The following is a 25,650-nucleotide window of genomic DNA, read 5'->3' as shown; positions in this document are numbered from 1 at the left end:
AAGCGATCAGCGCAAGGGCAAGGCGTAGGTCTGCTTGACGATCTGGCTCGGCACATCGGTCTTGACGTTCTGGATGCCGTTGACCTTCGTCAGATGCGTGGACTGGAACTGTCTGTAGTCGTCGAGATCGGATACGGCGACGCGCAACAGCGCATCGCTTTCGCCAAGCATGATGTAGCACTCCATCACCTCAGGCAGCTTCTTCATTGCCGCTATGAAGCGATCGATCGTTTCTGCATCCTGGGCCGTCAGCCAGACGCGGGCAAACATGGATAGCGGCAGCCCGACCTTGGCCGGATTGAGGACGGCCACATAGCGGTCGATCATGCCGGCATCCTCGAGAAGCTTCACCCGCCGTAGACAGGGCGATGGAGACAACCCCACCTCCCTCGCCAGTTCCACATTCTGAATTCGCCCGTCGCGCTGCAGAGCGCGCAAAATACGCTTATCGATCTCGTCCAGCCGCATTGGCATCCTCTATCAACAAGAACGCAATCATGGATTTTAATGCCAATTAATCGATCAGAATTGACATCTTCGCAAGCCGATTGCCTCGCCAGGCCTTTAGGCTGCCATTCATGGAAAACATCGAGCTTCTTCTCTTCGCGGGCACTGTCCTGCCCCTCATCTGCACACCGGGGCCGGACATGCTGTTCGTGGCATCGCAGGCCATGTCCGGCGGCGCCGTGGCCGGACTGCGCTCGACGGCCGGCATCTGCATCGGCTATGTCGTCCATTCGACGCTTGCAGCCCTCGGCGTGGCCGCCATCATCGCCACCTCACCCGCCCTGTTCATGCTCCTGCGTTGGCTCGGCATCGCATATCTGGCTTACCTTGCGTCTCGACTGATCGCATCCTCGCTCAAAGACGGGAAAGCCGCGCAGCCGTCGGCTGCGGCAACGAACTCGTTTCGGCGCGGCCTCCTGACAGCTATTCTCAATCCCAAGGGCATGATGATCTATTTCGCCATCCTGCCGCAGTTCATAAAGCACGATGGGAGCATCGCCCTGCAGGCGAGCCTCCTATCCGCAATCTTCATCGGGCTGTGCGGGGTCTTCTATGCGCTCCTCAGCTTCGCCATTGCGGCCGTTGGCTCCCAGGGAAGCTTCACCGATCGCGGTCGAAGATGGAGCGAAGGCATCGCCGGCGGCCTTCTGCTGATCGCCGCCGGGCGACTGGCGACTTGAACAAGCCGAGTAGCGCTTCACGCAGAACGCGATATACTGCCTACCACCGCGAAACACGCGGCATTCACGAGGCGTCAGGGGAAGCGGGCCGTGAAGAAAAGCGACAAAATCGTCGGTGGGCTCGCGCTATTGAGCGCGGCCATCGTCGTCATCAAACTGGCCGGAGTAATGACCGGCTACGACCTCTTCCAGATGGCAGTCGACGCGACGAGGCCGAGAGATGCCGGCGGGTGGCTGGCGGCGACGAAATGAGGGTAGCGCAGCGTGAAAGGCGTCCTGAAAAAAATCGGAAAGGATTGGCGACCCCTGCAGGATTCGAACCTGCGACCACCTGCTTAGAAGGCAGGTGCTCTATCCAGCTGAGCTAAGGGGCCTTAAGCCGAGCCGCAAGTTGTTCGCGGCCGCCAACACATGCCTGAAACCGCCGTCAAACTCAATGGGCAGCGGTTTCAATAAGCGCCTGTTTCAGTGTGTCCAGGGCTGGATGCGCGAATAACGGAAATTATCGGAATAGGAAACTGTCTGGCGCGTGGGATCCTTGGGGGCGATGACGCGGTATTCTATGCCTTCGCGCTGGGCATAGGCCTCGGCCAACTCCTGCGTATCGAAGGTCAGCTTGAGCTGCTGGCGCGTGTCGGCCGAAGACGTGTAACCCATGATCGGATCGATCTTGCGCGGGATCTCCTGATCGAATTCGAGAACCCAAACATTGGTCTTGGCCTTGCCGGACTGCATGGCGGTCTTTGCGGGACGATAAATCTTGGCAGGCATTGCTGCAGCGCCTCCGAATAAAGCGGGAGCAACCCGCTTCTTTGCTTCTCTTGCCTTGGCTCGATCTTTAAAGATCTAGCGAACACGACCTTTGCTTAGCCGCGAATCCCTTTGTTTTCAAGCGAAAAGGCGGCCGGTATCAGCGCGAATTCATCGATATAGATGGGGATTTTAAAGTGGTCGGAGTGGAGAGATTCGAACTCCCGACCCTCTGGTCCCAAACCAGATGCGCTACCAGACTGCGCTACACTCCGTACCTCAAGCATGATCCCTTGGAATATTGCGTTTCCGCAGGGATCACGTTGCACCGCCTGACACTCGTCCAGCGGAACGAGTGCGGAGATACACGGTTCGTCTGCACGCTGCAACAGCTAAAATCGTGCCGGGCAGTTCTTCCTGGTGAAAACCTATTTGTTCAGTTTTGCCGAAATGGTGGCACTCGTCGCCTTGTCGCCGACGGCAAGGCCGAGCTTTTTGACAATTCCACCATTCAGCTCGATGACGTAGGCAACCGGCCCATTGGAATCGATGATCGCCTCGGAATAAGGCACGGCGTCCTCCTGAATGTGGGTAACGACGCCGGTCTTGTCCAGGAAAAGCATGTCCAGCGCCAGCTTGGTGTTCTTCATCCACATCATGACGGGCCGCGACGTGCCGAAATCGAACAGCATGCCGTGATCGGCGGGCATCCTGTCACGATACATGAGTCCGAATTCCAGCTGCGGCGGCGTCAGGGCCAGTTCCACGGTGAGCTTATGCGTCTTGCCACCAGCCGATGTGATCGTCAGCGGCTCCGAATCGAATGCCATCGACTGCTGGCTTGTCGTCTGCGCTGCGGAGGAGGAAGGAGCGGCAGCTCCAACGAGAAAAAGCGCCACGACGGCGCTTTTCAAAACTCTGAGAAACAAATCTCCGGTCATATTAGTGCGGCCGCGTTGCCGGGCTCGGTGCGTCCGGGTGAATTTCCGCCGCCATCAGACCCTTCTCGCCGGGTCCGAAGCGGACAAGCACCACCTGCCCTGGCCGCAGCTCCGCCAGGCCGAACCGACGCAGCGTCTCCATGTGCACGAAGATATCCTCGGTGCCCTCGCCGCGCGTCAGGAAGCCGAAGCCCTTAGTGCGGTTGAACCACTTGACCAAGGCGCGTTCCAGGCCACTGGTCGCCGTTACCTGCACATGCGTGCGCACCGGCGGCATCTGCGAGGGATGCACGGCAGTCGATTGATCCATGGAGAGGATCTTGAAGGCCTGATAGCCCCGCTCCCTGCGCTGGATCAACGCGACGATGCGTGTTCCTTCGAGAATCGTCTGATAACCGTCCCGCCGCAGGCACGTCACGTGCAGCAGCACATCCTGCATGCCATTGTCAGGCACTATAAAACCGAACCCCTTGGCGACATCGAACCACTTGACGACGCCCGAGATCTCGATGAGCTCGACGGCATCGCCCGACATCTCCTCGAAGTCGTCAACTCCCTTCGATGAAATTCTGTCACCCATCCTAGCCAGCCCTCGATTACGCGTCACACTGTTACGGTTAACTGATTCCCTGATATCAAGATTAACATCTTGGTAACGGAAAAGCGCAAGTCCTAGTTTTCTTTATTCCCACCCTTAGATTATCCCGCAAAGACTTGCGCGAAGCTGGTGTCGCGATCCAAGATCGGCCCAGCCCAACATTAAGAGAGGAAATAGAATGCGTTATCTCCACACAATGGTCCGCGTGACCGATCTGGACGCCTCGTTGCATTTTTATAGCACCCTGTTCGGCCTCACCGAAACCCGCCGTTATGAGAACGAGAAGGGGCGCTACACACTCGTATTCCTTGCAGCCGGCGAGGATGCCGAATCATCCCGGAGCAACGGCGCCCCCAGCCTGGAACTGACCTACAACTGGGATCCGGAGGAATACACCGGAGGACGCAACTTCGGCCACCTTGCCTATGAGGTCGACGATATCTACGCGACCTGCCAGAAGCTCATGGACAATGGCATCACGATCAACCGACCGCCGCGTGACGGTCACATGGCGTTCGTGCGTTCTCCGGACGGCATATCCATCGAGATCCTGCAGAAGGGCGCCAATCTTCCCTCGTCCGAGCCCTGGGCTTCGTTGCCCAACACCGGCTCCTGGTAAGGCGCAAGCTTTCGCGAGGCTTACGGCACGCGCGGAGCCATCCGTTTCGCGCTTGCCGCCCATGCCCATCCTCGGCATGCTTGGACGACTCGAAGCATCATGCATCGGATATCGCGCCGTCATCGTTCCCAGTCGGCGCACGCGATATCATCGTCCCTCGCAGGAGGCCGTTCCGATGCAAACCTTTTTTGCGGGGAACATCCTTTGTGCGATCAACAGATTTTATACGGCAGGAAGAAGCTAGCAAGCACTATTGCGGTCGTCATGTCATTTGTGATGATCGCCGGCTGCGCGACCACCGGAACGAAGCCGAAAGAGACATCGGAGGCTGCTCCGCAGCAGACAACAGCCGAACAGCTCGCGGCCAGCTTGAACAACAAGGCTGAAGCGCGACGGCAGAAGGGCGATGTCGCCTATCGTGACCCGCTGGTCCACAGCGTCAGCGGCACGCGGCAGCAGGTGATCGCCGAACAGAACCAAGCCCTCTACCCCGCCGCACCAACGGCCGCGCCTTCGGATGGGTCCGCAAGCATTGCCGGCCTGGTCACGCAACCGACCGCCGTCAATGCGAACAGGAGCAGCATCTATTCGAGCCCACCGCCGATCGCCGTCAATCCGGACGGGACCTTGGCAACCACCCAGCCTGGCGCGGGCGGCCAAGGAATCACGCCGATGATGCGCAGCGTCTACAGCATGCCGCCGAGCGCTGTGCAGGACGTTGCGCCGCAATCCGGCAATCCCGGCTTGTCCCCCGACCGGACCTCGGAGGCCATTCTGCCGCCGCCCGTCATCCGCAATGCCGCCGCATCCACTTCCACGAACCCCACGAAGCCGACGGCCGATGCGACGCCTTCGAAAATCATGCCCTTGCCCGGCTCCAACGTTCGCAAGCTGGACAGCAAGGAAGCAGCGATGCTGGCGAACTTCATTGCATCGAAGAACCAGGGTAAGGACGGCAAACTGCTGGTGCAGCCAATACAAAACGGAAGCGGCCAGTAAAGGCGGACGTTTCCAGGCACCTCGGCCACCTCCGATAACATCCTGTTAAGTCTCGCTTATTCGAGCACGGCGGCGGTTTCACTCATCTGTCATTTTTTCCACAAAAAAGCAAAATTGCCGCTTGCGGGAATGAAATCACCCCGCTATAAGCGCGCCACACAACAGCACGCGCCCTTCGTCTATCGGTTAGGACGACAGATTTTCATTCTGTAAAGAGGGGTTCGACTCCCCTAGGGCGTGCCACTGTTGTTCTCCCGGCCATCTATGAGTTAATCAAGCTTCCGCTTGCGGTCGCAATACGCTATTCCTATGTAGCTCACACGGCCTGCGCCCTTCGTCTATCGGTTAGGACGACAGATTCTCATTCTGTAAAGAGGGGTTCGACTCCCCTAGGGCGTACCAGATTGCGATGTCCCGACGTTTTCCACAAATGCATCGAAAAATCTGCGTCTAGTCGTGGATTTTTCTCGATTTTCCGCTTGCGGGAACAAAAGGTGCTGACTATAAGGGCGCCACAGCACGCGCCCTTCGTCTATCGGTTAGGACGACAGATTTTCATTCTGTAAAGAGGGGTTCGACTCCCCTAGGGCGTGCCACTGTCTTTCCCCTGAAATCTTTGAATTTATGCCGTTATTTTCGCTGGCGTTCCCCGCCCATGCGATCTCGTCTATGATCAGGGTGCCTTGGCCGCGTCCGTGACGCGAAGCTGCACGCGTCGGCTTCCCTGCCAATGATCGGCGCCGAGCGTGCCGGCAACGTGGATCTGCGCACCGCGGGAAGACAATAGCAATTCACCCAGAGGCGTCTCTGCCGCGCGAAAGGCTATGCCCTCCACCCGGCCGCCATCCTGCGCTTCCAGCGTTACCTTGATATGCGATTGGCCGACAAGGCGCGAATCCCGCAACCGGTGGCTCGGCAGGGCAAAGACGGGCTGCGGATGGCCTGAGCCGTAAGGACCGGCGGTTTCGAGCCTGTCTATCAGTTCCACGGTCGCACCGCTTGCGCCGAGCGCACCGTCGATCTTCAGCGTCTCGTTGGCCACCAGCCCGGCAACCTGCTTTTCCGCCTTCTCGGTGAAGAAGGCGCGCAGTTTTCCCAGATTGCTGCGCTCCACCGTCAAGCCGGCCGCCATCGCGTGCCCGCCGCCCTTGACCAGCAGGCCGGCATCGACGGCGGCGCGGACCATGCGGCCCATGTCGAAGCCGTTGATCGAGCGGCCGGAGCCGGTGCCCTTGCCCGACGAATCGAAGGCAATCGCGAAAGCCGGCCGGCGAAACTTGTCCTTCAGGCGCGACGCGATCAGGCCGACGATGCCCGGGTGCCAATTCTCCCGCGCCGTGATGATGACCGAAGCGCCGTCACCATTGCCATATTCCGCCAGCGCTTCGCCTTCTGCCTCCTGCAGCATGGCGGCCTCCATGGCCTGCCTTTCGCGGTTGAGCTCGTCAAGCTTGGCGGCGATCGTCTCGGCTTCGGCGGTATCGTCGAGCGTCAGCAAGCGCGCGCCGAGTGCCGCATCGCCGATGCGGCCGCCGGCATTGATGCGCGGGCCGATCAGAAAGCCGAAATGATAGGGCGTCACCGGGCCGCCGAGCCCTGCCTTGCGAAACAGAGCGGCAAGCCCGGGATTGCCTTGATGACGGGCAGCAATCAGGCCCTTGACGACGTAGGCGCGGTTGAGGCCCTTCAGCGGCACCACATCGCAGACAGTCGCCAGCGCGACGATATCCAGCCATGCGAGCAGATCCACCGAGCGTGCCCGGGAATCGCCCGCTTCACGCAGCTGACGCAGGGCAGCAACCAGAACCAGGAAGACGACGCCGGCAGCGCAGAGATGCCCCTGCCCGGACAGATCATCCTCGCGGTTCGGATTGACCAGCGCATGGCATGGCGGCAATTCATGCGCGACCTGGTGGTGATCGATAACGACGACGTCGATATTGCGCGCGCTTGCCGCCTCCAGCGCTTCGAAACTGGTGGAGCCGCAATCGACTGTTGCGATCAGAGTTGCACCATTGTCGATGAGCTGGTTGATGGCGTTGGGATTGGGGCCGTAGCCTTCGAAGATGCGATCGGGGATGTAGATGCTGGCCGAAACGCCGAAATGGGTCAGGAAGCGATAGAGCAGCGCTGACGAGGCGGCACCGTCGACATCATAGTCACCGAAGATCGCGACGGTCTCGCCCGCCTTAATCGCGCGCAGGAGGCGCTGAGCCGCCTTCTCGCAATCAGTCAGCAGATAAGGATCCGGCATCAGGCTGCGGATCGTCGGGTCGAGGAAGGCCATGGCCTCGTCGATACCGACGCCACGGCCTGCAAGCACGCGGGCGATCAGCTCCGGCAGGCCGTGCACCTGCGCGATGGCCAGCGCCCTGTTCTGACCGGCCTGGTCGAGCCGGGAAACCCAGCGATTGCCGGAAACCGAGCGCTCCACGCCCAGAAAGGCCCGTTGAACTGGATCGACCGGTTGCTCCACCATCTCTCCCAAAATTTGCAGCGGCAGCGCTCCTTCGAAGCGCGGTGCCGTGGTCAGCCTATTCCTTCGGCCGTTCGATACGGATGACCTGCGGTTCGCCGACGAGGTAGCCTTCGGTCTTGATCGCCGCAACCGCCTTGCGCACCGAATCCTCTGTTGTCGCATGGGTGACGAGGACGATCGTCTGGTGTGCCGAGGGCGACAGGTGCTGCGTCGACCGCTGCACGATCGATTCGAGCGAAATATGGTTCTCCGCCATGCGGGTCGCGACGCTTGCAAAGACGCCGGTGCGGTCGAGAACCGTCAGGCGGATGAAATAGCCGCCTTCGTGGCTCCGCATCTGCGCCTTGCGATAGGGCTCGAGCGCCTTGGCCGGATGACCGAGCACCGGCACGCGCTGTTCGCCCGGCCGGCTCTTGGCGATATCGGCGATGTCGCCCAGTACGGAGGAGGCCGTGGCGTTGCCGCCGGCGCCGGGGCCGACCATCAGCAATTCACCCAGAATATCGGATTCGATCGCGACGGCATTGGTGACGCCATCGACTTGGGCGATGACCGAATCGAGCGGCACCATGGTCGGATGCACGCGCTGTTCGATACCGCTGTCAGTGCGCTGGGCAACGCCGAGCAGCTTGATGCGATAGCCGAGATCAGCGGCGGCGCGGATGTCCTCGATGGAGACGTTGGTGATCCCCTCAAGATAGATGTCATCGGCCGCGATGCGGTTGCCGAAAGCAAGCGTCGTCAGGATGGCGAGCTTGTGGGCGGTGTCGTTGCCCTCGATGTCGAAGGCCGGATCGGCCTCGGCATAGCCGAGACGCTGGGCTTCCTTGAGGCAATCGGCAAAGGACAGGCCCTCCTTCTCCATCCGGGTCAGAATGTAGTTGCAGGTGCCGTTCATGATGCCGTAGACGCGCGAGATCGTATTCCCCGTCAGGGATTCCCGCAGGGCCTTGATGACCGGAATACCACCGGCGACGGCCGCTTCGAAGTTGAGCAGGACGCCCTTCTCCTCCGCGATCTCAGCGAGTTCGACGCCGTGATAGGCAAGCAGCGCCTTGTTGGCGGTAACGACGTGCACTCCGCGAGCAAGAGCAGCCCGCACGGCCGCATTGGCGGCGCCCTCGGAACCACCGATCAGCTCGACAAATACATCGATATCGGCCTTCTGAGCCAGATCGACCGGACCGCCGAACCATTCGACATCAGTCAGGTCGATGCCGCGATCCTTCGTGCGGTCGCGCGCCGTGACGGCAACGATCTTGACGGGACGGCCGCAGGTGACGGCAAGCTCGTTGGCGCGGCTCTGGATGATGCGGACGAGCGAGGCACCAACGGTACCCAAGCCCGCAATGCCGATTTTGAGGGCATCTGCCATGGAAAATTCCTGATCAGTATCTTGGGACGGCAGCCGCGGGAACGGCTGCCGTGTAGTAACATTACTAACGATGGGCGTTCAGCGAAATCACATTGTGCATCGTCTCATCCGCCGTGGAGAGGAAGCGCTTCAGATTGCGCGCTGCCTGGCGGATGCGATGCTCGTTTTCGACGAGAGCGATGCGGACATAATCGTCACCCTGCTCGCCGAAGCCGATGCCCGGCGCAACCGCGATGTCGGCCTTCTCGACCAGAAGCTTGGAAAACTCCAGCGAGCCGAGATGACGGAATTTTTCCGGGATCTTCGCCCAGGCGAACATGGTCGCTTCCGGCGGCGGTATCTCGAAGCCCGCCTTGCCGAAGCTGTCGACCAGAACGTCACGACGACGCTTGTAAATGCTGCGCACTTCGGCGATGTCGGAACCGTCGCCGTTGAGCGCATGCGTCGCCGCGACCTGGATCGGCGTGAAGGCGCCGTAGTCGAGATAGGACTTCACGCGCGTCAATGCTGCGATCAGCCGCTCGTTGCCGACGGCGAAACCCATGCGCCAGCCGGGCATGGAGAAGGTCTTCGACATCGAGGTGAACTCGACCGTCACGTCCATCGCGCCGGGAACTTCGAGCACCGACGGCGGCGGCGCGTCGTTGAAGTAGATTTCCGAATAGGCGAGGTCCGACAGCACTATGATGTCGTGCTTCTTGGCGAAGGCGATGACTTCCTTGTAGAAATCCAGCGTCGCCACATAGGCCGTCGGGTTCGACGGATAGTTGAGAATCAGGGCCAGCGGCTTCGGGATCGAATGGCGCACGGCCCGCTCCAGCGGCGGAAAGAAGCTGTCGTCCGGCTCGACCGACATCGAGCGGATGACGCCGCCGGCCATCAGGAAGCCGAAGGCATGGATCGGATAGGTCGGGTTCGGGCACAGGATAACGTCGCCCGGCGCCGTGATCGCCTGCGCCATGTTGGCGAAGCCTTCCTTGGAGCCGAGGGTGGCGACCACCTGCGTATCCGGATTGAGCTTGACGCCGAAGCGACGGGCATAATAGGCGGCCTGCGCCCGGCGCAGGCCAGGAATGCCCTTGGAGGAGGAATAGCGATGCGTGCGCGGGTCCTGCACCACTTCGCACAGCTTGTCGACGATCGCCTTCGGGGTCGGAAGGTCCGGATTGCCCATGCCGAGATCGATAATGTCCGCCCCGCCCGCTCGCGCGCTCGCCTTCAAACGGTTGACCTGTTCGAAAACGTAGGGCGGCAAACGCCGGACTTTATGAAACTCTTCCATTTCTTTCCCCATGGGACAGCGGCCCTTGCAACCGCAATGAAGTTCGTCGATCTCCCGGTGAGCCGCGATACGAACTCCGGAATCGCGGCACCGCAACTATGCTGACACGAAGGATAAGGTGAATCTTGGGCGGCTGCGCGCAGAAAGCACACTTAGCCGATAAAGACACATCCAAATTCGGCCCATCCGAACGCTTTGCGTCCAAATCGCCTGAAACGCAAGGCTAATTCTGCGTCTGGCTCGGCTGATCGCCCTGCTGCTTGATTTCCTGCAGCGTATCCTGGCCATGTTCGGCGGCGAGCTTGCGCATCTCGGCCACGCGCTTCTGATATTCGGCTTCCGATATCGTGCCTGCCTTGCGCTGCGATCCGAGCGCGGTCAGCTGCTTGACCAAATCACCCGCCTGCTGATCGTTGATCTGCACATTTGCGGCTGTCGGCGGCGCGTTGAAGGACGGATAGCCGTCCTTGTAGTGCTGCTGCGTGCTGCCTTCATCGACCGGGCTGCCGTTGGCGGATTTGACGATGACCGCCTGTGGCGGCTGCTTGCGCTTGGCGAAGGCCGCTTTTTCCTCAGGGGTCGAGCAGCCTGCGAGGGTCAATGCGAAAATGCCGCACATCGCGCCGCAGAGTACGGAATACCGGTTCAGTCTTGCCACCATGCCGCCGCCCATAATTGTCTTCCTGCCCAATTCCTTGCCTTGGGTTGCGACTGTTAAATTTGTCGCAGCAGCAAAGCAAGAGCAGGCTTGCGTTTCATTCGACTTGTATTCCTTTTCCCGCAAGATGTACAAATGGAAAACAGAACACAGCTGCCGCCGGGAGGATGATGCGTGACCGACAGCAAGCGGGATAACAGTGAAGGAAACAACGGCTTTCCGGGCTTCGACCCGAAGTCGGTCGAGCCTTACATTGTCAGGGATCCCGAGGCGATGGCCGTCAACTTCGCCCGCGCGCTGGAAAATCTCGGCAAGGCTGCATCCGCCTGGCTTGCGCCGCGCGAGCGCGGCGAGAAGGTCGACACCGTCGCCGATCCGATGACCGACATGGTCAAGACGCTTTCCAAGGTCGGCGAATATTGGCTTTCCGATCCGCGCCGTACGCTGGAGGCGCAGACCCATCTGCTGACGGGCTATTTCGGCCTGTGGACGCAAACCCTGCAACGCCTCAGCGGCGATTCGCCCGCCGCGCCAGAGCCGGTCAAGGACAAGCGCTTCGCCGACGAAGACTGGCAGAAGAACCCCTTCTTCGACTTTCTGAAGCAGACCTATCTTCTGACGGCCGGCTGGGCCGAGAAGCTGGTCGGCGAGGCCGAAGGATTGGACGAGCACACCCGCCACAAGGCGACGTTCTATACGAAGCAGATCACGGCAGCCTTTTCGCCGAGCAATTTCATCGCGACCAATCCGCAGCTCTATCGCGAAACGGTCGCCTCCAACGGCGAGAACCTGGTGCGCGGCATGAAGATGCTCGCCGAGGATATCAGCCTCGGCCACGGCGAACTGCGGCTGCGGCAGACGGATATGACGAAGTTCGCCGTTGGCCGGGACATGGCGCTGACACCCGGCAAGGTGATCGCGCAAAGCGACGTCTGCCAGGTCATCCAATACGAGCCGGCAACGGAAAAAGTGCTGAAGCGGCCTTTGCTGATCTGCCCGCCCTGGATCAACAAATTCTACATTCTCGATCTCAACCCGCAGAAATCCTTCATAAAATGGTGTGTGGAACAGGGGCACACCGTCTTCGTCATCTCCTGGGTGAACCCCGATCAGCGCCATGCGGCGAAAGACTGGACCTCCTATGCGCGAGAGGGTATCGATTTTGCGCTTGATACGATCGAGAAGGCGACAGGCGAACAGGAAGTCAATGCCGTCGGCTATTGCGTCGGCGGCACGCTGCTGGCCGCGACGCTTGCCCTCCATGCCAAGGAAAAGAACAAACGCATCCGCACCGCGACCTTCCTGACGACGCAGGTCGATTTCACCTTTGCCGGCGATCTCAAGGTTTTCGTGGACGAGGAGCAGATCGCGTCGCTCGAACAGCAGATGAGTGCGGTCGGCTATCTGGAAGGCTCGAAGATGGCCGCCGCCTTCAACATGCTTCGCGCCTCCGAGCTCATCTGGCCCTATTTCATCAACAGCTACCTGAAGGGCCAGGAACCCATGCCCTTCGATCTTCTGTTCTGGAATGCCGATTCCACGCGAATGGCGGCCGCCAACCACTCGTTCTATCTGCGCAATTGCTATCTCAACAATACACTGAGCCAAGGCAAGATGGTGCTCGACGGCAAGACATTGTCGCTGAAGGATGTCCGCATCCCGGTCTACAATCTGGCGACGCGCGAAGATCATATCGCCCCTGCCAAGTCCGTCTTCGTCGGCAGCCAGTGCTTTGGCGGACCGGTGGAATTCGTCCTCACAGGGTCCGGCCACATCGCCGGCGTCGTCAACCCACCGGATAAGCACAAATACCAGTTCTGGACCGGCGGCACGGTGAAGGGCGATTACGAGCAGTGGCTGAAAGAAGCGAATGAGACGCCGGGTTCCTGGTGGACGCACTGGCATGCATGGATCCTATCCCAGGACCATCGTATGGCAGCCGCCCGCCAACCCGGCGGCAAAGCTCTCAACGCGCTTGAGGAGGCACCGGGCAGCTTCGTCATGGAACGTGCCTAGGCGATCAATCACTCATGCTCTTCAATCCGCCTCTCGTCCCTGCCCGGCTGATCGCACGCTACAAACGCTTCCTTTTCGATGCCGAGCTGGAAGACGGCACGTTCATCACCGGCTCCTGCCCGAATACCGGCTCGATGCTGGGGCTGACGACACCCGATTCGCGCATCTGGCTCTCGGAGCATGAAGGCGCAAAGCGCAAATATCGCCATGTATTCGAGCTGATCGAAGCCGATGGCACGACGGTCGGCGTCAATACCACTATGCCCAACCGCATCGCGGCGGAGGCGATCGCCCTCGGTCAGATCGCCGATCTCGGCGATTACACGACGGTCAGGCGCGAGCAGAATTACGGCCGCAATTCCCGCATCGATCTGCTCTTGACCGATCCCTTGAGGACAACCACCTATGTCGAGGTGAAGAACGTCCATTTCATGCGGCAGCCAGGCCTTGCGGAGTTTCCCGATACGGCAACGGCGCGCGGCGCCAAGCATCTGGAAGAGTTGGGTGACATGGCGCAAGCTGGCTACCGCGCGGTCATGCTGTTCGTGATCCAGCGGCTTGATTGCCATCGATTCCGGATTTGCGGCGATCTCGACCCCGTCTATCTCAAGGCTTTCGAGCAGGCGTTGGGACGCGGCGTCGAAGTATACGCTCTGAAATGCAGGGTTTCGGCGACGGAAATAACGCCTGCCGGGTTGATCCCGATAGACGAACCCGGCATAGCTGCATTAGATACCAGTATAAAGATTTCTGCTGAAGGCTAACCATGGTGAATTACATCGAAGCGGCAACGGCGCCGGCGAAAAATACAGGCGCGATTCGCCTCTATGGGCAGGATGCCTTTGCTGGAATGCGCAAGGCATGCCAGTTGACCGCACGTTGCCTCGATGAGCTGGCGGCGATCGTCGAGCCCGGCGTGCCGACCGATGTCATCGACCGTTTCGTGTTCGAATTCGGCATGGATCACGGCGCCTTTCCGGCGACGCTGAACTATCGCGGCTACATGAAATCCTCCTGCACGTCGATCAACCATGTCGTCTGCCACGGCATTCCCAATGACAAGCCGCTGCGCGAAGGCGATATCGTCAATATCGACGTGACCTACGTGCTGGGCGGCTGGCATGGCGATTCCAGCCGCATGTATCCGGTCGGTGAAATCAAGCGCTCGGCGGAGCGGCTTCTGGAAGTCACCTACGAATCCCTGATGCGAGGCATCGCCGCCGTGCACCCCGGCTCCCGGACAGGTGCCATCGGCGAAGCGATCCAGACCTATGCCGAGGCAGAACGCTGCTCCGTCGTGCGCGACTTCTGCGGCCACGGCGTCGGCAGCCTCTTCCATGACTCGCCCAATATTCTGCATTATGGCCGCGCCAGCGATGGACCGGAATTGCGCGAGGGCATGATCTTCACCATCGAGCCGATGATCAATCTCGGCAAGCCGCACGTGAAAGTGCTTGGCGACGGCTGGACGGCTGTCACCCGCGACCGCTCGCTGTCGGCGCAATACGAGCATACCGTCGGGGTTACCGCGACAGGCTGCGAGATATTCACCCTGTCTCCCGGTGGTCTCGACCGCCCGGGCCTGCCGCCGCTGCAGGGGTAATTCATGGCGAAACGTCCCGCTTCCTTCACCGGACATGGCGACATGCCCCTCGACGGCGGCGGAGCGGCGGATGCTTTGGAAGAAGCGCCTGTTTTCGACGAGCGGCTGTTCTTCCCGACGCAAGCCGCCAAATCAGCACCAACTGCGGCCAAATCAGCCCCAGCTAACGCCGAAGCCGATTATCATGGCCACCGCGAGCGGCTGCGAAACCGCTATCGCGACGGTGGAGATGCGGCGCTGGCCGACTATGAAATCCTCGAACTGCTGCTCTTCCGGCTGATCCCGCGGCGCGACACCAAACCGATCGCCAAGGCCCTGCTTACCCGTTTCGGGACACTCGGCGGCGTCTTCGGCGCGCCGGTTAGCCTGCTGAAAGAGGTCAAGGGCGTCGGCGACGCTGTGGCTCTCGAGCTGAAGCTCGTCGCAAGCGTTGCGCAGCGCATGCTGAAAAGCGAGCTGACGGGCAAGCCGGTGCTTTCCTCCTGGAAATCGCTGATCGATTATTGTCATACCGCCATGGCGCACGAGGCGCGGGAACAGTTCCGCCTGCTGTTTCTCGACAAGCGCAATGCCTTGATCGCGGACGAAGTGCAGGGCCTCGGCACGGTCGATCACACGCCGGTCTATCCGCGCGAAGTCGTCAAGCGTGCGCTGGAACTTTCCGCCACGGCGGTGATTCTCGTCCACAACCATCCGTCAGGAGATCCGACGCCTTCCCGCGCCGATATCGACATGACCAAGACGATCATCGACACGGCCAAGCCTCTTGGCATCACTGTTCACGATCATGTTATCATCGGCAAGAACGGTCATGTCAGCTTCAGAGCATTGCGCTTGATTTAAAACTGTCGCACACGCGATGAAGTATTAGTTTAGATAAAGATCATATCACTTTAATTTCAAATATATATTTTAACCGTTCCTCATTGTGGACCTCTCCACAATCGCTCCGTTGCGTCTTTGCAACCGTGATTTCCGCTTTCAGTTCTGCATCAGGATGATCTGGCAGAAGAATCGCCGCATCCAAATCGGCGAATCTGCCGTCGGAAGCTGTTGTTTTGATTTGGCCGATCCGCTTGAGCGTTCGGCCTGTCCGGAGATCATATGCAGGAGATGCCGTCAATGCTTACCCAACGCCTTCTCCGTGTCGGTCGCGGCGCGCTCGTCGCTTTGGGTGCTTTCGGAGCAGTCGCAGGCGGTTTCTATGCCCATATGCTTTGGACAACGAATTTCCATCCGGTCATCGCAGGCGAACTCTATCGCTCCTCCCAGCCGTCGGCCGCAACGATCGCGGAGCTCCAGAAGCAATTCGGCATCAAGACCATCATCAACCTGCGCGGCAACAACGGCGGTCATCATTGGTACGACCAGGAAGTCGCCGAGGCAACGCAGCTCCATATCAATCATATCGATTTCCGCATGTCCTCAAACCGGGAACTGACGCAGGCGCAAGCCGCGCAGCTCGTCGAGATCATGCGCGACGCGCCGAAACCGCTTCTCATTCACTGTCAGGCCGGCGCAGACCGCACCGGGCTTGCGGCGGCACTTTACCTCGCGGCCATTGCCAAGACCAACGAGGCAACAGCGGCCGGCCAGATGTCGATCATATACGGGCATTTGCCGCTGCCCTTCACGCGCGCCTATGCCATGGACCGGACGTTCCAAAAGCTGGAACCCTGGCTTGGCCTCGCATCCTCCTGAGGACCGGCGTTTCCTGTTAGATAATCTGTAACATTGAGCCGCTACCGGTTGACGGACAGCATGTTGCGTTGCGACATTGATTCCCAATCCAATCATCCGAGGCTTCCCAATGGACCAATTCGATCTCCTAGTCGTGGGTAGCGGCCCTGCCGGCCGCAGAGGCGCCATTCAGGCCGCCAAACTCGGCAAGAAGGTGCTGGTGATCGAACAGGGCAAACGCGTCGGCGGCGTTTCGGTTCACACCGGCACCATTCCTTCCAAGACATTGCGGGAGACCGCGCTCAATCTCTCTGGCTGGCGCGAACGCGGCTTCTATGGGCGCGCCTATCGCGTCAAGCAGGAAATCAGCGCGGAGGACCTGCGCCGCCGCCTGCTGATCACCCTCGATCATGAGGTCGAGGTGCTGGAACATCAGTTTGCGCGCAATCGCGTGCAGCACATTCGCGGCAAGGCGAGTTTCGTCGATCCGCAGACCATGCAGGTCGTCAAGGATGACGGCGAGGTCGTCACCGTTTCCGCAGCCAGCATCCTGCTGGCGGTCGGCACCAAGCCGTTTCGTCCCGATTACATGCCCTTCGACAACAAGACGGTTCTCGATAGCGACGAGCTGCTGGAGATCGCGGAGCTGCCGCGGTCGATGGTCGTCATCGGCGCAGGCGTTATCGGCATCGAATATGCGACCATCTTCAGCGCGCTCGATACGCAGGTGACGCTGATCGATCCGAAGTCCACCATGCTCGACTTCATCGACAAGGAGATCGTCGAGGATTTCATCTACCAGCTTCGGGATCGCAACATGAAGCTGCTCCTCGGCCAGAAGGCGGAAAAGGTCATCCGGCAGAATGGCAAGGTGGAACTGACGCTCGACAATGGCCGCCGCCTCATGACTGACATGGTGCTGTTCGCCGCCGGTCGCATGGGGGCGACAGACACGCTCAATCTTCCTGCAGCAGGGCTCGAAGCCGACGCCCGCGGCCGCCTGAGCGTCAATCCGGAAACCTTTGCCACCAAGGTTCCGCATATCTTTGCCGCCGGCGACGTCGTCGGCTTCCCGAGCCTTGCCTCCACCTCCATGGAACAAGGCCGCATCGCCGCCCGCGTCGCCGTCGGCGCGATCGCCAAAGAGCCGCCGAAGTATTTCCCCTACGGCATCTACGCCGTGCCGGAAATCTCCACCTGCGGCCTCACGGAGGAAGAGGTCAAGGAGCGGCACATTCCCTACGAATGCGGCATCGCACGCTTCCGCGAGACCTCACGCGGCCACATCATGGGCCTCGACACCGGCCTGCTGAAAATGATCTTCTCGCTGAAGACGCGCCGGCTGCTCGGCGTTCACATCGTCGGTGAAGGCGCAACCGAACTCGTCCATATCGGCCAGGCGGTGCTGAACCTGAAGGGCACGGTGGAATATTTCGTCGAAAATACCTTCAATTATCCAACGCTTGCCGAAGCCTACAAGATCGCCGGCCTCGACGCCTGGAACCGTATGGGTGATATCAAGTCGGAGCTTTGAGCGGCTATAGGCTGGCGTCAGGTGCAGATGCCAGAGTTCACGCAAGAGCTTCGATAAGAGGTAGGACTTCGACGAGAGTTTCGACGCTGTATTTCGGGGATGGCAATGTGTCCGGCCACGAACACCCGGCGCTGTAAAATATGCCTGTCATTCCGGATGTTTCCGCACCCAGGACATCTGCCTCCGGGTTATCACCGACGAAGATGCAGCGCGCCGGAGTTGCGCCCAGCCGTTCAGCGGCGAGCTGAAAAATTCGTGGATCTGGCTTCCGCAGCCCGACATCCTCCGAAATGACAACAAGATCGACGGCATCTTTGAGTCCGGTGATCTCAATTTTTGCCGATTGAACCCCGGTGTGGCCGTTGCTGATGATGGCTGTCTTTAAACCACGCGCCCGTAGCGCACTGAGCATTTCGATGGCACCAATTGATAGCCTTGCAAAATGCGGATATCGCGTTTGAAAATCGGAAAGCAAACGATCTCGACAACGACTGCCCACACCGAGCATCGTCGCCAATCTCGGGTAGAGTTTTTGTTTGTCGACGAGACCTTCTTTCTCCAACGCAAAGAACGTTGCCTCGAAAGTCTGAAACGTTACGCCCTGCAGTTGATCCCCGAACCGCTTGAATTGATCCGGCAGGAACGCCTTTAGCGCCGTACGCCGGTCGATGAGGGTTTCATCGAGGTCAAACATCACCACTTCAATCAAGTCAGGTATCCTTCGTCATCTCATCGCGCCGCTTTTCTAGACAATGTGCGTGACGCCGCTAAGAAATATCCAGCGCAATCGATAGAGACCCGGTGCCGCGGGGTGATGCCTAGAATCGCATGGGCGATATCAAATCGGAGATTTGAGTGGGTTGTGATAGTTCACCGCCCGCCCTCGTGGTTCGGGGCTTCGGCCTTACAGCCTGCGCACCTCACCATGAGGGCTAACCTTCAGCCCAAGACTGCCACGTTGAGCTGACTTTATGTCGCGACGCGCTCTCCATCCCCACCCTGAGGTGTGGAAGCCGAAGGCTGGAGCCTCGAAGGGCGAGGATGGCCCCCACGCCCCTTAGTAACAAAAAAGCCCCGCCGCGAACGGCAGGGCTCAATTTCAGTCCAGAAGAAAATCCGATTATTCGGCGCTGTCTTCAGCAGCCTTCTTCTTCGGAGCTGCCTTCTTCTTCGGAGCAGCAGCTTCTTCGCCCTCGGCGGCAGCTTCGGTCGCTTCAGCTTTTGCGGCAGCCTTCTTCTTCGGAGCGGCCTTCTTGGCAGCAGGCTTGTCTTCGGCTTCGTCGTCGGCCAGCAGCGCTTCCTTGGAGACGGTCTTGTCCGTTACGTCGACTTCGGTCAGCAGGTGATCGATGACCTTCTCTTCGAAGATCGGCGCGCGCAGGTTGGCGGAGGCGCCGGGCGTGTTGCGGAAGAATTCCAGGATTTCCTTTTCCTGGCCCGGGAACTGCTGGAGCTGCGAGTAAAGTGCACGCTGCAGCTCGTCTTCGCTGACTTCGACGCCGGCCTTCTCGCCGATTTCGGAGAGAACGAGGCCGAGACGGACGCGACGCTCGGCGAGCTTGCGATATTCTTCGCGAGCCTTCTCCTCGGTCGTGTCTTCGTCTTCGAAGGTCTTGCCCGATTCAGCGAGGTCGGTCTGGATCTGGCGCCAGATGCTGGCGAATTCGGCTTCGACCAGCTTCTGCGGGGTGTCGAACTGATACATTTCGTCGAGCTGGTCGAGGATCTGACGCTTGACCTTCTGACGGGTAACCGAGCCGTACTGGCTTTCGATCTGGCCGCGGACGATTTCCTTCAGACGATCGGCCGATTCGAGGCCGAGCTTGGAGGCGAGTTCGTCGTTGATTTCGATTTCGCCGGCAGCGGCCACTTCCTTGACGTTGATGTCGAAGGTTGCTTCCTTGCCCGCGAGGTTCTTGGCCGGGTAGTCAGCCGGGAAGGTCACGGTGATGGTCTTCTCGTCGCCAGCCTTGACGCCGACGAGCTGCTCTTCGAAGCCCGGGATGAAGCGGTTGGAACCGAGGACGAGCTGTGCGTCTTCGTCCTTGCCGCCATCGAAGGCTACGCCGTCGACCTTGCCGAGGTAATCGATAGTGACGCGGTCGCCATCGGCGGCCTTGCCCTTCTTGGCTTCGTAGCTGCGAGCGCTTTCGGCGATCTTGAGGATCTGCTCGGTGACTTCGTCTTCGCCGATCTCAGCAACTTCGCGCGTGATCTTGATGCCCTTGACGGACTTCAGTTCGATTGCCGGGATGACTTCGTAGGACAGCGTGAATTCGAAATCGGCCTCGGCAGCGAGGATCTTCTCGGCTTCGTCCTTGTCCTCGGTCATGGCGACTTCCGGCTGGGTTGCCGACTTTTCGCCGCGCTCGGTCAGGATCGCCGGCGGCTGGTCGCGAACGATCTCGTTGACGAGATCGGCCATGATCGACTTGCCGTAGACCTTCTTCAGATGCGCGACCGGCACCTTGCCCGGACGGAAGCCGTTGATGCGGACCTTGTCCTTGACCTCGGCCAGGCGTTCGTTCATGCGAACTTCCATGTCCTTGGCGGGGATGACCACCTTGATTTCGCGCTTCAGCCCTTCAGCGAGCGTTTCGATAACCTGCATTGTCCTACCTTCATTCATGGCGGCCGTGCCCAGACAGCCGTTCGTTTCAGTGAGCACGACGCCGGAAAATCCCGAGCGTGGCTTGGATGCAATTCCCTATCACTTTGCCAAGAGCGCCGCGCCTTCGAATGAACGCGCAAAAGGCAGCCCTATCCCGTTACGAGCCAAAGCACCTTATCCACTCCCTATCCGAAAGCGGGATGCTCTGGGCAAAATGGCGCGTCCTGCGGCATATCGGAAGACAGACCTGTTCAGCCTCCCCCTGTCCACAAGACAGTCCTGGTGCGGGTAGAGAGACTTGAACTCCCACGCCTTGCGGCACCAGAACCTAAATCTGGCGTGTCTACCAATTTCACCATACCCGCGTTCCCAAAACCGCACGGCGATGCCTGCCCATGGGGCCTTCCGGAGCGCGGCGTCTCTATATCACCCGTTTCAAACCACGCAAAGGAAAAATGACGGTTCCACGACCATGCGCAAGCTTATCCGGCTTCCACAGATAAACTTCATCAATAAAGCGGCTCTTCGTAAACGGATTTGCCGTCGAGAAGCAGGCTTCTGATATGGGCGGCGCCATCGGACGAGACGCGGGCCGCGATCGCGACGCGACTGTCGTTGCGCGCATTCTCGATGTCGTGCCCCTGGCCTTCCGGCACGTAATAGCGCTCGATGCCGTATGTAACTGCGATCGTCGCCTGAGACGTGTCGGCCAAATCGCCATAGGACACATAATCGAAGGGCAGGCTTTTCAGCACGACCGTATCAGTCTTGGCGTCCAGCGTTGCGAAAGACGATTCGACAATGCCCCAATAGCCGTCATCCTGCTTCTTCAGGCGGACGGACAGGACCTGATTGTTCAGGCTTTCCTTCGGCGGCCCACCGACCAGCGTCGAGACGGGAACCCGCGAAATATCGTAGTTCAACGTGACGTAGTCGCCACGCAGAAGATCGCGCGGATCGACCGGCGCCGTCTTCAGGATAACCTCGACGCCGCTTCGCAGTCCCCAGGCCCGCTCGCCGACCATATAACCCAGAACGGCCGTCTGCAGGGCTGCAACGATGATAGCGGCGATCCACAAGCGACGAGGGTTACTTATAGCAGCGCTCTTGTCAGCCAGATAAGTCATGCCCGCGTCCCCTGCCCGCCATGATCGGAAAATCGTCGCTCCAGCCGGATGACCAGCCAGGCGGCAAATGCCGCCAGCAAGCCGGCAACTAGAAAGAAGCCCGCCGTACCGATGATCGAGCCGATCGTCTCGCTGGCGAGATAGAGAATCTCGCAGGCGAAGACGAAATAGGCGAGATAGCGCACCGCGCCATTATCCCGGCCGCTATCCCGGCCGCCAAGGGCGATCGCGATCACCGAGCTCGCCAGCGTCGCGGCAGCCACAATGATGAGCGGAAGCTTGTCTTCCACCCAGACATTATCGTCGAAGGATCCGTTGCTGATTTCTGCATGGATCAAAAAGAAGCCGATCGCGGCGACAAGAAAGGCATAGAAGGCCGGCGCTGCCCCTGCCGTTCGCACGAGAGGCATGAGCGGCGAGGCCGGGATACTGACGACAAGAAAGGCCGCCATTCCGAGGGCAGCGAAAAGGATTGCCGCATTCAGGCTCTCATGCAGGCCAAAAAGCCAGGTCAACCACCCAACAAGCACGAGATAGGCGAAGTGCCGCGCGCTCGGCGCATCAACATACCTGACGAGCGCAATCAGAACAGCGGCCATCAGAGGCGGCACCCATGGCATGACGCCGTGCCATTGATCGAAATTGTCCCATAGATAGACGCCGCAAAAAGCCCAGGCGAGGAAGCCGGCAAGCGCGACCTGCGCGCTGGATCGAAACAACGCCGCCACGATGCAGGCCGCGGCGAACCAGACGATCATCATCGTCAGTTCATCGCCGGACATATTGTACATCTGGCCGACGAGCGCCATGGCGCCGCCGAAACTCAGCGTACCGAGGATCAGCAACCCCGAGGCCAGTATCGAACGCTTCAGGGCCAACAGATAGGCGGCGCCGAGATAGAAGCCCCATATCATTGCCACGAGCGCCGCGAGACGTACGATCCTCGGAATCGCTTCCCAATTCGCAGAAACGAAAAGCAGTATGGCCAAGCCAAGAAGCACGGCTGCTATGATGGTCAGCACCCGCCCCGCGCTGAAACTCGTCTGACGGCCGTCATATTCGCGCAGCACAGCCTCTGCCGCCGCCGTATCGACAAGACCTTTGTCGACCCAGATCTTCAGATCCCGCTCCAGCCTGCCTCTGTACATCCCTGCCCCCTGCGACTCCCGTATAATGAAGAGTTAGCACAAATCGGCATGCAATCGATGCCGGCCCGCACGCATTTGCGATTGGCACTCTCCACTCGAATATGTCCCTCGTTAATACAGCATTAAGCGATCCTTTAGTATGATGTGGCGCGGTATCTTGATACCCATGAGAGGCATGCGTCGAATACATACCTCCCATGAAATTATTGCGCTGCACAAAATCGAAAAATCATACTATTTGTAAAGCAACAAACACGGCGATGGCGCGCCGGGCCGATGCAAATCGGAACAGCCTGAGGGTTTAGATCCTGACACGGAATTCGGAGCCGCACACTCCTCCTCCCAGTGCGCTCCGATAGATTGACGACACTCCTCCTCCCAGTCGTCAATCATCACAAATGACGCCCACCGCACCTCCTCCCGCGGTGGGCGTTATTTTTTCTTCCCAATTCAACCGTTTAGCTACCGCTAAAGCGGCGTTCGCGGCCCTTGAGGAGCTATCGGCCACCGAATAGCTGCGCGCCGGAAACACGGCAATCGCCGGCATGAAGATCGCTTTTCGCTATCCCGCAAGGTCCCTCCTGACCACCTCCAAACGCGCAGGGCTGGCGGAAACGCGGGCAGCCGGAAGAATTCCTCTCGGAAACCTCGGCTTTATTCGAAATCCGACTTCCCAGCCATTCTCCACTTTGCCGCGATATGCACATAAAGCAGCCATACCTCCAGGTAAATCGCCTGCAAGACTTGCGCAAACCGCATAGGTGGCATGAAGCATTCGCTCTTTTAGTTCTTGCGGTGCAGCATATATTGAGAAGCATCAGATCAAGGACGGAACCGATTGCGGAGCCGCGAGATCTTCAAATCCTCGAAAGGGACTTAAAATGAACCTGACCCGCTCTTTCAACAACTGGCGCAAGTATCGTCAGACCGTTACCGAACTCGGCCGCATGAGCTCGCGTGAACTGCACGACCTCGGCATCGACCGCGCAGACATTCACCGCGTTGCTCGCGAAGCCACCGGCCGCTAGTCGCCGGATAGGCTTCGCCCAACAGCGAGAGCCTTCTCAACGCCCGTTGCGGACCACCGCGACGGGCGTTCTTTTTGTGCCCGCTTCGCAACGCAGCATCGGCCCGTCCTCCTGAAGCTATTCGCCCTGTGCACAGCATATAAAATTTAGGCATTGATGGCTTTTTGGGCGTCACACTGCACAAATGCATGGCAGACGCCTTTAATTTGCACTGCACAAAGCACGTCTTCGCGCCTATATAGAGTGCAAGCGCTGAGGCGGTAATCGTACCGCTCGCAACAAAGACACTGAGGACAAGATCATGAACCCGCTTCGCATTGCCAAGAACTGGATTAGCTACCGCCGCACTCTGAACGAACTCGGCAACCTTTCCAGCCAGACCCTGTCGGACATCGGCGTCAGCCGCTACGAGATCCGCGATATCGCTTCCCGCTCCTTCCGTTAATCGATACGGACTGAGTAGACTGCTTCAAGACGGCGCCTTCGGCGCCGTTTTTGATTCCCGCACTGTTTTTGATCTCGGCATTTGCGCAAAGCAATTGGATCGCCGCCCGCCCCGTGATAATGACGCGCGCATGACACAGACCAATTCCCACTCCCCTATCCACGTTATCGGCGGCGGCCTCGCCGGCTCGGAAGCCGCATGGCAGATCGCCAATGCCGGCGTGCCCGTCATCCTGCACGAGATGCGTGGCGTGCGCGGCACCGAAGCGCACAAGACCGATGATCTGGCCGAACTCGTCTGTTCCAACTCCTTCCGCTCCGACGACGCGACCAGCAATGCTGTCGGTGTCATCCATGCGGAAATGCGTCTGGCCGGTTCGTTGATCATGGCCTGCGCCGACAAGCATCAGGTTCCGGCCGGCGGCGCGCTGGCGGTGGACCGCGACGGATTTTCGGCAGCAGTCACACAGGCAGTCCAAAGCCATCCCTTGATCACGGTCGTTCGCGAGGAAATCCAAGGCTTGCCGCCGAAGGAATGGGATCAGGCGATCATCGCCACCGGCCCGCTGACAGCGCCGGGGCTTGCCAGCGCCATCCAGGCCGAGACGGGCGCGGATGCTCTCGCCTTTTTCGACGCCATCGCCCCGATCGTCTATCGCGACAGCATCGATATGGATATCTGCTGGTATCAGTCGCGCTACGACAAAGTTGGACCGGGCGGCACGGGCAAGGATTACATCAACTGCCCGATGGATCAAGCCCAATATAATGCCTTCCTCGATGCACTGATCGCCGGCGACGCCGTCGGCTTCAAGGAGTGGGAAGGCACCCCCTATTTCGACGGCTGCCTGCCGATCGAGGTCATGGCTGAACGCGGGCGTGAGACGCTGCGTCACGGGCCGATGAAGCCGATGGGCCTGACCAACGCCCATAACCCAACCGTCAAAGCCTATGCGGTGGTGCAGCTGCGCCAGGACAATGCGCTCGGCACGCTCTACAATATGGTCGGCTTCCAGACGAAGCTGAAATACGGCGCACAGGCGGAGATCTTCCGCCTGATTCCGGGCCTGGAGAATGCCGAATTTGCAAGGCTCGGCGGCCTGCACCGCAATACCTATATCAATTCTCCGACCCTGCTCGACCGCTCACTGACGCTGAAGTCGCGGCCGGGCCTGCGCTTCGCCGGCCAGATTACCGGCTGCGAAGGCTATGTCGAAAGCGCCAGCATCGGGTTGCTCGCCGGCCGTTTCGCCGCCGCGGAACGCAAGGGGGAAGCACCGTCCCTGCCACCGGCTACGACGGCTCTCGGCTCGCTGCTCAGCCACATCACGGGCGGGCACATCGTATCCGACGAAGAGCCGGGCAAGCGGTCGTTCCAGCCGATGAACATCAATTTCGGGCTCTTCCCGGAACTGGAGCCGGGTTCGATCGTCAAGCCGGAGGGCATCAAGCGCTTTCGCGGCAAGGACAAGACCATCATGAAGCGCCAGCTCATCGCCAAACGCGCGCTTGCCGATTGCGCGGAATGGCTGGGCGTGCAGACGCAGATGCTCGCCGAAAGTGCCTGAGAT

Annotated in this window: 25 protein-coding genes and 6 tRNA genes; 16 read left to right on the top strand and 15 right to left on the bottom strand. The window is 59.7% G+C overall.

Going from position 1 to position 25,650, the window contains the following annotated elements; translation table 11 throughout:
* Window positions 1–6: 6 nt before the first annotated feature.
* Window positions 7–468 carry an Lrp/AsnC family transcriptional regulator gene (locus GA0061101_RS12860; protein WP_092573689.1) on the bottom strand — a complete coding sequence of 154 codons (462 nt, stop codon included), beginning with the start codon at window positions 466–468 and terminating at the stop codon, window positions 7–9.
* A gap of 110 nt (window positions 469–578) precedes the next feature.
* Here GA0061101_RS12860 and GA0061101_RS12855 point away from each other — a divergent pair, with 110 nt between their 5' ends.
* Together GA0061101_RS12855 and GA0061101_RS39360 are read left to right on the top strand one after the other, a co-directional pair.
* Complete coding sequence (locus GA0061101_RS12855; RefSeq protein WP_092573688.1) at window positions 579–1,187, top strand: LysE family translocator; 609 nt, start codon at window positions 579–581, stop codon at window positions 1,185–1,187.
* Window positions 1,188–1,277: 90 nt separating this feature from the next.
* Window positions 1,278–1,439, top strand: a complete 162-nt coding sequence (locus GA0061101_RS39360) for a hypothetical protein (RefSeq protein WP_167669545.1) — start codon at window positions 1,278–1,280, stop codon at window positions 1,437–1,439.
* A 45-nt stretch (window positions 1,440–1,484) separates the two neighbouring features.
* Here GA0061101_RS39360 and GA0061101_RS12850 read toward each other — a convergent pair.
* The 5 genes from GA0061101_RS12850 to GA0061101_RS12830 form a co-directional block, all read right to left on the bottom strand.
* Window positions 1,485–1,561 (bottom strand) — tRNA-Arg (locus GA0061101_RS12850).
* A gap of 91 nt (window positions 1,562–1,652) precedes the next feature.
* A complete protein-coding gene (locus GA0061101_RS12845; RefSeq protein ID WP_092573687.1) occupies window positions 1,653–1,958 on the bottom strand; it encodes an ETC complex I subunit in 306 nt (101 codons plus the stop codon).
* A 177-nt stretch (window positions 1,959–2,135) separates the two neighbouring features.
* Window positions 2,136–2,212 (bottom strand) — tRNA-Pro (locus GA0061101_RS12840).
* Window positions 2,213–2,365: 153 nt separating this feature from the next.
* Complete coding sequence (locus tag GA0061101_RS12835; RefSeq protein WP_047557768.1) at window positions 2,366–2,878, bottom strand: DUF192 domain-containing protein; 513 nt, start codon at window positions 2,876–2,878, stop codon at window positions 2,366–2,368.
* Window position 2,879: 1 nt separating this feature from the next.
* A complete protein-coding gene (locus GA0061101_RS12830) occupies window positions 2,880–3,458 on the bottom strand; it encodes a cold-shock protein (protein WP_037201851.1) in 579 nt (192 codons plus the stop codon).
* Between the two features lie 196 nt (window positions 3,459–3,654).
* Between GA0061101_RS12830 and GA0061101_RS12825 the strand changes: the two genes are divergently transcribed.
* From GA0061101_RS12825 to GA0061101_RS12805, 5 genes are all read left to right on the top strand, one after another.
* Window positions 3,655–4,095, top strand: coding sequence for a VOC family protein (locus GA0061101_RS12825; RefSeq protein WP_047638040.1), 441 nt, complete (start codon window positions 3,655–3,657; stop codon window positions 4,093–4,095).
* 264 nt (window positions 4,096–4,359) lie between these two features.
* Window positions 4,360–5,094, top strand: coding sequence for a hypothetical protein (locus GA0061101_RS12820; protein ID WP_245297473.1), 735 nt, complete (start codon window positions 4,360–4,362; stop codon window positions 5,092–5,094).
* A gap of 168 nt (window positions 5,095–5,262) precedes the next feature.
* Window positions 5,263–5,337 (top strand) — tRNA-Glu (locus GA0061101_RS12815).
* Between the two features lie 84 nt (window positions 5,338–5,421).
* Window positions 5,422–5,496: transfer RNA gene (locus tag GA0061101_RS12810), tRNA-Glu, on the top strand.
* A gap of 119 nt (window positions 5,497–5,615) precedes the next feature.
* Window positions 5,616–5,690: transfer RNA gene (locus tag GA0061101_RS12805), tRNA-Glu, on the top strand.
* A gap of 77 nt (window positions 5,691–5,767) precedes the next feature.
* Here GA0061101_RS12805 and recJ read toward each other — a convergent pair.
* From recJ to GA0061101_RS12785, 4 genes are all read right to left on the bottom strand, one after another.
* Window positions 5,768–7,573 (bottom strand): single-stranded-DNA-specific exonuclease RecJ, encoded by a 1,806-nt coding sequence (gene recJ, locus GA0061101_RS12800; RefSeq protein WP_425349995.1) that lies wholly within the window; start codon window positions 7,571–7,573, stop codon window positions 5,768–5,770.
* Window positions 7,574–7,628: 55 nt separating this feature from the next.
* On the bottom strand, window positions 7,629–8,948 hold the full coding sequence (locus GA0061101_RS12795; RefSeq protein WP_037201840.1) for a homoserine dehydrogenase: 1,320 nt from the start codon (window positions 8,946–8,948) through the stop codon (window positions 7,629–7,631).
* Window positions 8,949–9,012: 64 nt separating this feature from the next.
* The gene (locus GA0061101_RS12790; RefSeq protein ID WP_034505203.1) at window positions 9,013–10,230 is read right to left on the bottom strand and encodes an LL-diaminopimelate aminotransferase; all 1,218 of its coding nucleotides are present in this window, start codon (window positions 10,228–10,230) and stop codon (window positions 9,013–9,015) included.
* Between the two features lie 223 nt (window positions 10,231–10,453).
* The gene (locus GA0061101_RS12785; protein WP_037201838.1) at window positions 10,454–10,903 is read right to left on the bottom strand and encodes a hypothetical protein; all 450 of its coding nucleotides are present in this window, start codon (window positions 10,901–10,903) and stop codon (window positions 10,454–10,456) included.
* A gap of 159 nt (window positions 10,904–11,062) precedes the next feature.
* Here GA0061101_RS12785 and phaC point away from each other — a divergent pair, with 159 nt between their 5' ends.
* From phaC to sthA, 6 genes are all read left to right on the top strand, one after another.
* Entirely contained in the window at window positions 11,063–12,904 is a 1,842-nt protein-coding gene (gene phaC / locus GA0061101_RS12780; RefSeq protein ID WP_092573685.1) for a class I poly(R)-hydroxyalkanoic acid synthase, read from the top strand.
* Window positions 12,905–12,918: 14 nt separating this feature from the next.
* The gene (gene sfsA, locus GA0061101_RS12775; protein WP_092573684.1) at window positions 12,919–13,668 is read left to right on the top strand and encodes a DNA/RNA nuclease SfsA; all 750 of its coding nucleotides are present in this window, start codon (window positions 12,919–12,921) and stop codon (window positions 13,666–13,668) included.
* A 2-nt stretch (window positions 13,669–13,670) separates the two neighbouring features.
* A complete protein-coding gene (gene map, locus GA0061101_RS12770; protein ID WP_092573683.1) occupies window positions 13,671–14,507 on the top strand; it encodes a type I methionyl aminopeptidase in 837 nt (278 codons plus the stop codon).
* Between the two features lie 42 nt (window positions 14,508–14,549).
* Entirely contained in the window at window positions 14,550–15,350 is an 801-nt protein-coding gene (gene radC, locus GA0061101_RS12765; protein WP_425349996.1) for a RadC family protein, read from the top strand.
* Between the two features lie 279 nt (window positions 15,351–15,629).
* Complete coding sequence (locus GA0061101_RS12760; RefSeq protein WP_245297472.1) at window positions 15,630–16,208, top strand: tyrosine-protein phosphatase; 579 nt, start codon at window positions 15,630–15,632, stop codon at window positions 16,206–16,208.
* A gap of 109 nt (window positions 16,209–16,317) precedes the next feature.
* Entirely contained in the window at window positions 16,318–17,721 is a 1,404-nt protein-coding gene (sthA, locus tag GA0061101_RS12755) for a Si-specific NAD(P)(+) transhydrogenase (RefSeq protein ID WP_037201823.1), read from the top strand.
* 37 nt (window positions 17,722–17,758) lie between these two features.
* On the opposite strand, the gene GA0061101_RS12750 is transcribed toward sthA, so the two are convergent.
* The 5 genes from GA0061101_RS12750 to GA0061101_RS12730 all read right to left on the bottom strand — a co-directional run bounded on the left by GA0061101_RS12750 (window position 17,759) and on the right by GA0061101_RS12730 (window position 22,607).
* Window positions 17,759–18,421 carry an HAD family hydrolase gene (locus tag GA0061101_RS12750; RefSeq protein WP_245297479.1) on the bottom strand — a complete coding sequence of 221 codons (663 nt, stop codon included), beginning with the start codon at window positions 18,419–18,421 and terminating at the stop codon, window positions 17,759–17,761.
* 420 nt (window positions 18,422–18,841) lie between these two features.
* Window positions 18,842–20,332 carry a trigger factor gene (gene tig / locus GA0061101_RS12745; RefSeq protein WP_037201821.1) on the bottom strand — a complete coding sequence of 497 codons (1,491 nt, stop codon included), beginning with the start codon at window positions 20,330–20,332 and terminating at the stop codon, window positions 18,842–18,844.
* A gap of 280 nt (window positions 20,333–20,612) precedes the next feature.
* Window positions 20,613–20,697: transfer RNA gene (locus tag GA0061101_RS12740), tRNA-Leu, on the bottom strand.
* Between the two features lie 144 nt (window positions 20,698–20,841).
* Complete coding sequence (locus GA0061101_RS12735; RefSeq protein ID WP_092573680.1) at window positions 20,842–21,459, bottom strand: GDYXXLXY domain-containing protein; 618 nt, start codon at window positions 21,457–21,459, stop codon at window positions 20,842–20,844.
* Entirely contained in the window at window positions 21,456–22,607 is a 1,152-nt protein-coding gene (locus GA0061101_RS12730) for a DUF2157 domain-containing protein (protein WP_092573679.1), read from the bottom strand. The genes GA0061101_RS12735 and GA0061101_RS12730 overlap by 4 nt, the downstream gene beginning before the upstream one ends.
* A gap of 881 nt (window positions 22,608–23,488) precedes the next feature.
* Here GA0061101_RS12730 and GA0061101_RS12725 point away from each other — a divergent pair.
* From GA0061101_RS12725 to trmFO, 3 genes are all read left to right on the top strand, one after another.
* Window positions 23,489–23,635: a DUF1127 domain-containing protein gene (locus GA0061101_RS12725; RefSeq protein ID WP_080739469.1), complete on the top strand. Its 147-nt coding sequence runs from the start codon at window positions 23,489–23,491 to the stop codon at window positions 23,633–23,635.
* Window positions 23,636–23,936: 301 nt separating this feature from the next.
* A complete protein-coding gene (locus GA0061101_RS41045; protein ID WP_080739470.1) occupies window positions 23,937–24,080 on the top strand; it encodes a DUF1127 domain-containing protein in 144 nt (47 codons plus the stop codon).
* A gap of 130 nt (window positions 24,081–24,210) precedes the next feature.
* Complete coding sequence (trmFO, locus tag GA0061101_RS12715; protein ID WP_047557812.1) at window positions 24,211–25,647, top strand: methylenetetrahydrofolate--tRNA-(uracil(54)-C(5))-methyltransferase (FADH(2)-oxidizing) TrmFO; 1,437 nt, start codon at window positions 24,211–24,213, stop codon at window positions 25,645–25,647.
* Window positions 25,648–25,650 lie beyond the last annotated feature (3 nt).

It is taken from the genome of Martinezella lusitana (genome assembly GCF_900094565.1).
GTDB lineage: Bacteria > Pseudomonadota > Alphaproteobacteria > Rhizobiales > Rhizobiaceae > Rhizobium > Rhizobium lusitanum.
Note: the sequence above shows the minus strand (reverse complement) of the source record. Positions and strands in the feature narration are given on the sequence as shown.

Excerpts from the sequence above, each read along its gene's own strand:
- GA0061101_RS12860 (WP_092573689.1), bottom strand. The coding sequence starts at position 468 with ATGCGGCTGGACGAGATCGATAAGCGTATTTTGCGCGCTCTGCAGCGC.
- GA0061101_RS12855 (WP_092573688.1), top strand. The coding sequence starts at position 579 with ATGGAAAACATCGAGCTTCTTCTCTTCGCGGGCACTGTCCTGCCCCTC.
- GA0061101_RS12845 (WP_092573687.1), bottom strand. The coding sequence starts at position 1,958 with ATGCCTGCCAAGATTTATCGTCCCGCAAAGACCGCCATGCAGTCCGGC.
- GA0061101_RS12835 (WP_047557768.1), bottom strand. The coding sequence starts at position 2,878 with ATGACCGGAGATTTGTTTCTCAGAGTTTTGAAAAGCGCCGTCGTGGCG.
- GA0061101_RS12830 (WP_037201851.1), bottom strand. The coding sequence starts at position 3,458 with ATGGGTGACAGAATTTCATCGAAGGGAGTTGACGACTTCGAGGAGATG.
- GA0061101_RS12825 (WP_047638040.1), top strand. The coding sequence starts at position 3,655 with ATGCGTTATCTCCACACAATGGTCCGCGTGACCGATCTGGACGCCTCG.
- GA0061101_RS12820 (WP_245297473.1), top strand. The coding sequence starts at position 4,360 with ATGTCATTTGTGATGATCGCCGGCTGCGCGACCACCGGAACGAAGCCG.
- recJ (WP_425349995.1), bottom strand. The coding sequence starts at position 7,573 with ATGGTGGAGCAACCGGTCGATCCAGTTCAACGGGCCTTTCTGGGCGTG.
- GA0061101_RS12795 (WP_037201840.1), bottom strand. The coding sequence starts at position 8,948 with ATGGCAGATGCCCTCAAAATCGGCATTGCGGGCTTGGGTACCGTTGGT.
- GA0061101_RS12790 (WP_034505203.1), bottom strand. The coding sequence starts at position 10,230 with ATGGAAGAGTTTCATAAAGTCCGGCGTTTGCCGCCCTACGTTTTCGAA.
- GA0061101_RS12785 (WP_037201838.1), bottom strand. The coding sequence starts at position 10,903 with ATGGGCGGCGGCATGGTGGCAAGACTGAACCGGTATTCCGTACTCTGC.
- sfsA (WP_092573684.1), top strand. The coding sequence starts at position 12,919 with ATGCTCTTCAATCCGCCTCTCGTCCCTGCCCGGCTGATCGCACGCTAC.
- map (WP_092573683.1), top strand. The coding sequence starts at position 13,671 with ATGGTGAATTACATCGAAGCGGCAACGGCGCCGGCGAAAAATACAGGC.
- radC (WP_425349996.1), top strand. The coding sequence starts at position 14,550 with ATGCCCCTCGACGGCGGCGGAGCGGCGGATGCTTTGGAAGAAGCGCCT.
- GA0061101_RS12760 (WP_245297472.1), top strand. The coding sequence starts at position 15,630 with ATGCTTACCCAACGCCTTCTCCGTGTCGGTCGCGGCGCGCTCGTCGCT.
- sthA (WP_037201823.1), top strand. The coding sequence starts at position 16,318 with ATGGACCAATTCGATCTCCTAGTCGTGGGTAGCGGCCCTGCCGGCCGC.
- tig (WP_037201821.1), bottom strand. The coding sequence starts at position 20,332 with ATGCAGGTTATCGAAACGCTCGCTGAAGGGCTGAAGCGCGAAATCAAG.
- GA0061101_RS12735 (WP_092573680.1), bottom strand. The coding sequence starts at position 21,459 with ATGACTTATCTGGCTGACAAGAGCGCTGCTATAAGTAACCCTCGTCGC.
- GA0061101_RS12730 (WP_092573679.1), bottom strand. The coding sequence starts at position 22,607 with ATGTACAGAGGCAGGCTGGAGCGGGATCTGAAGATCTGGGTCGACAAA.
- GA0061101_RS12725 (WP_080739469.1), top strand. The coding sequence starts at position 23,489 with ATGAACCTGACCCGCTCTTTCAACAACTGGCGCAAGTATCGTCAGACC.
- GA0061101_RS41045 (WP_080739470.1), top strand. The coding sequence starts at position 23,937 with ATGAACCCGCTTCGCATTGCCAAGAACTGGATTAGCTACCGCCGCACT.
- trmFO (WP_047557812.1), top strand. The coding sequence starts at position 24,211 with ATGACACAGACCAATTCCCACTCCCCTATCCACGTTATCGGCGGCGGC.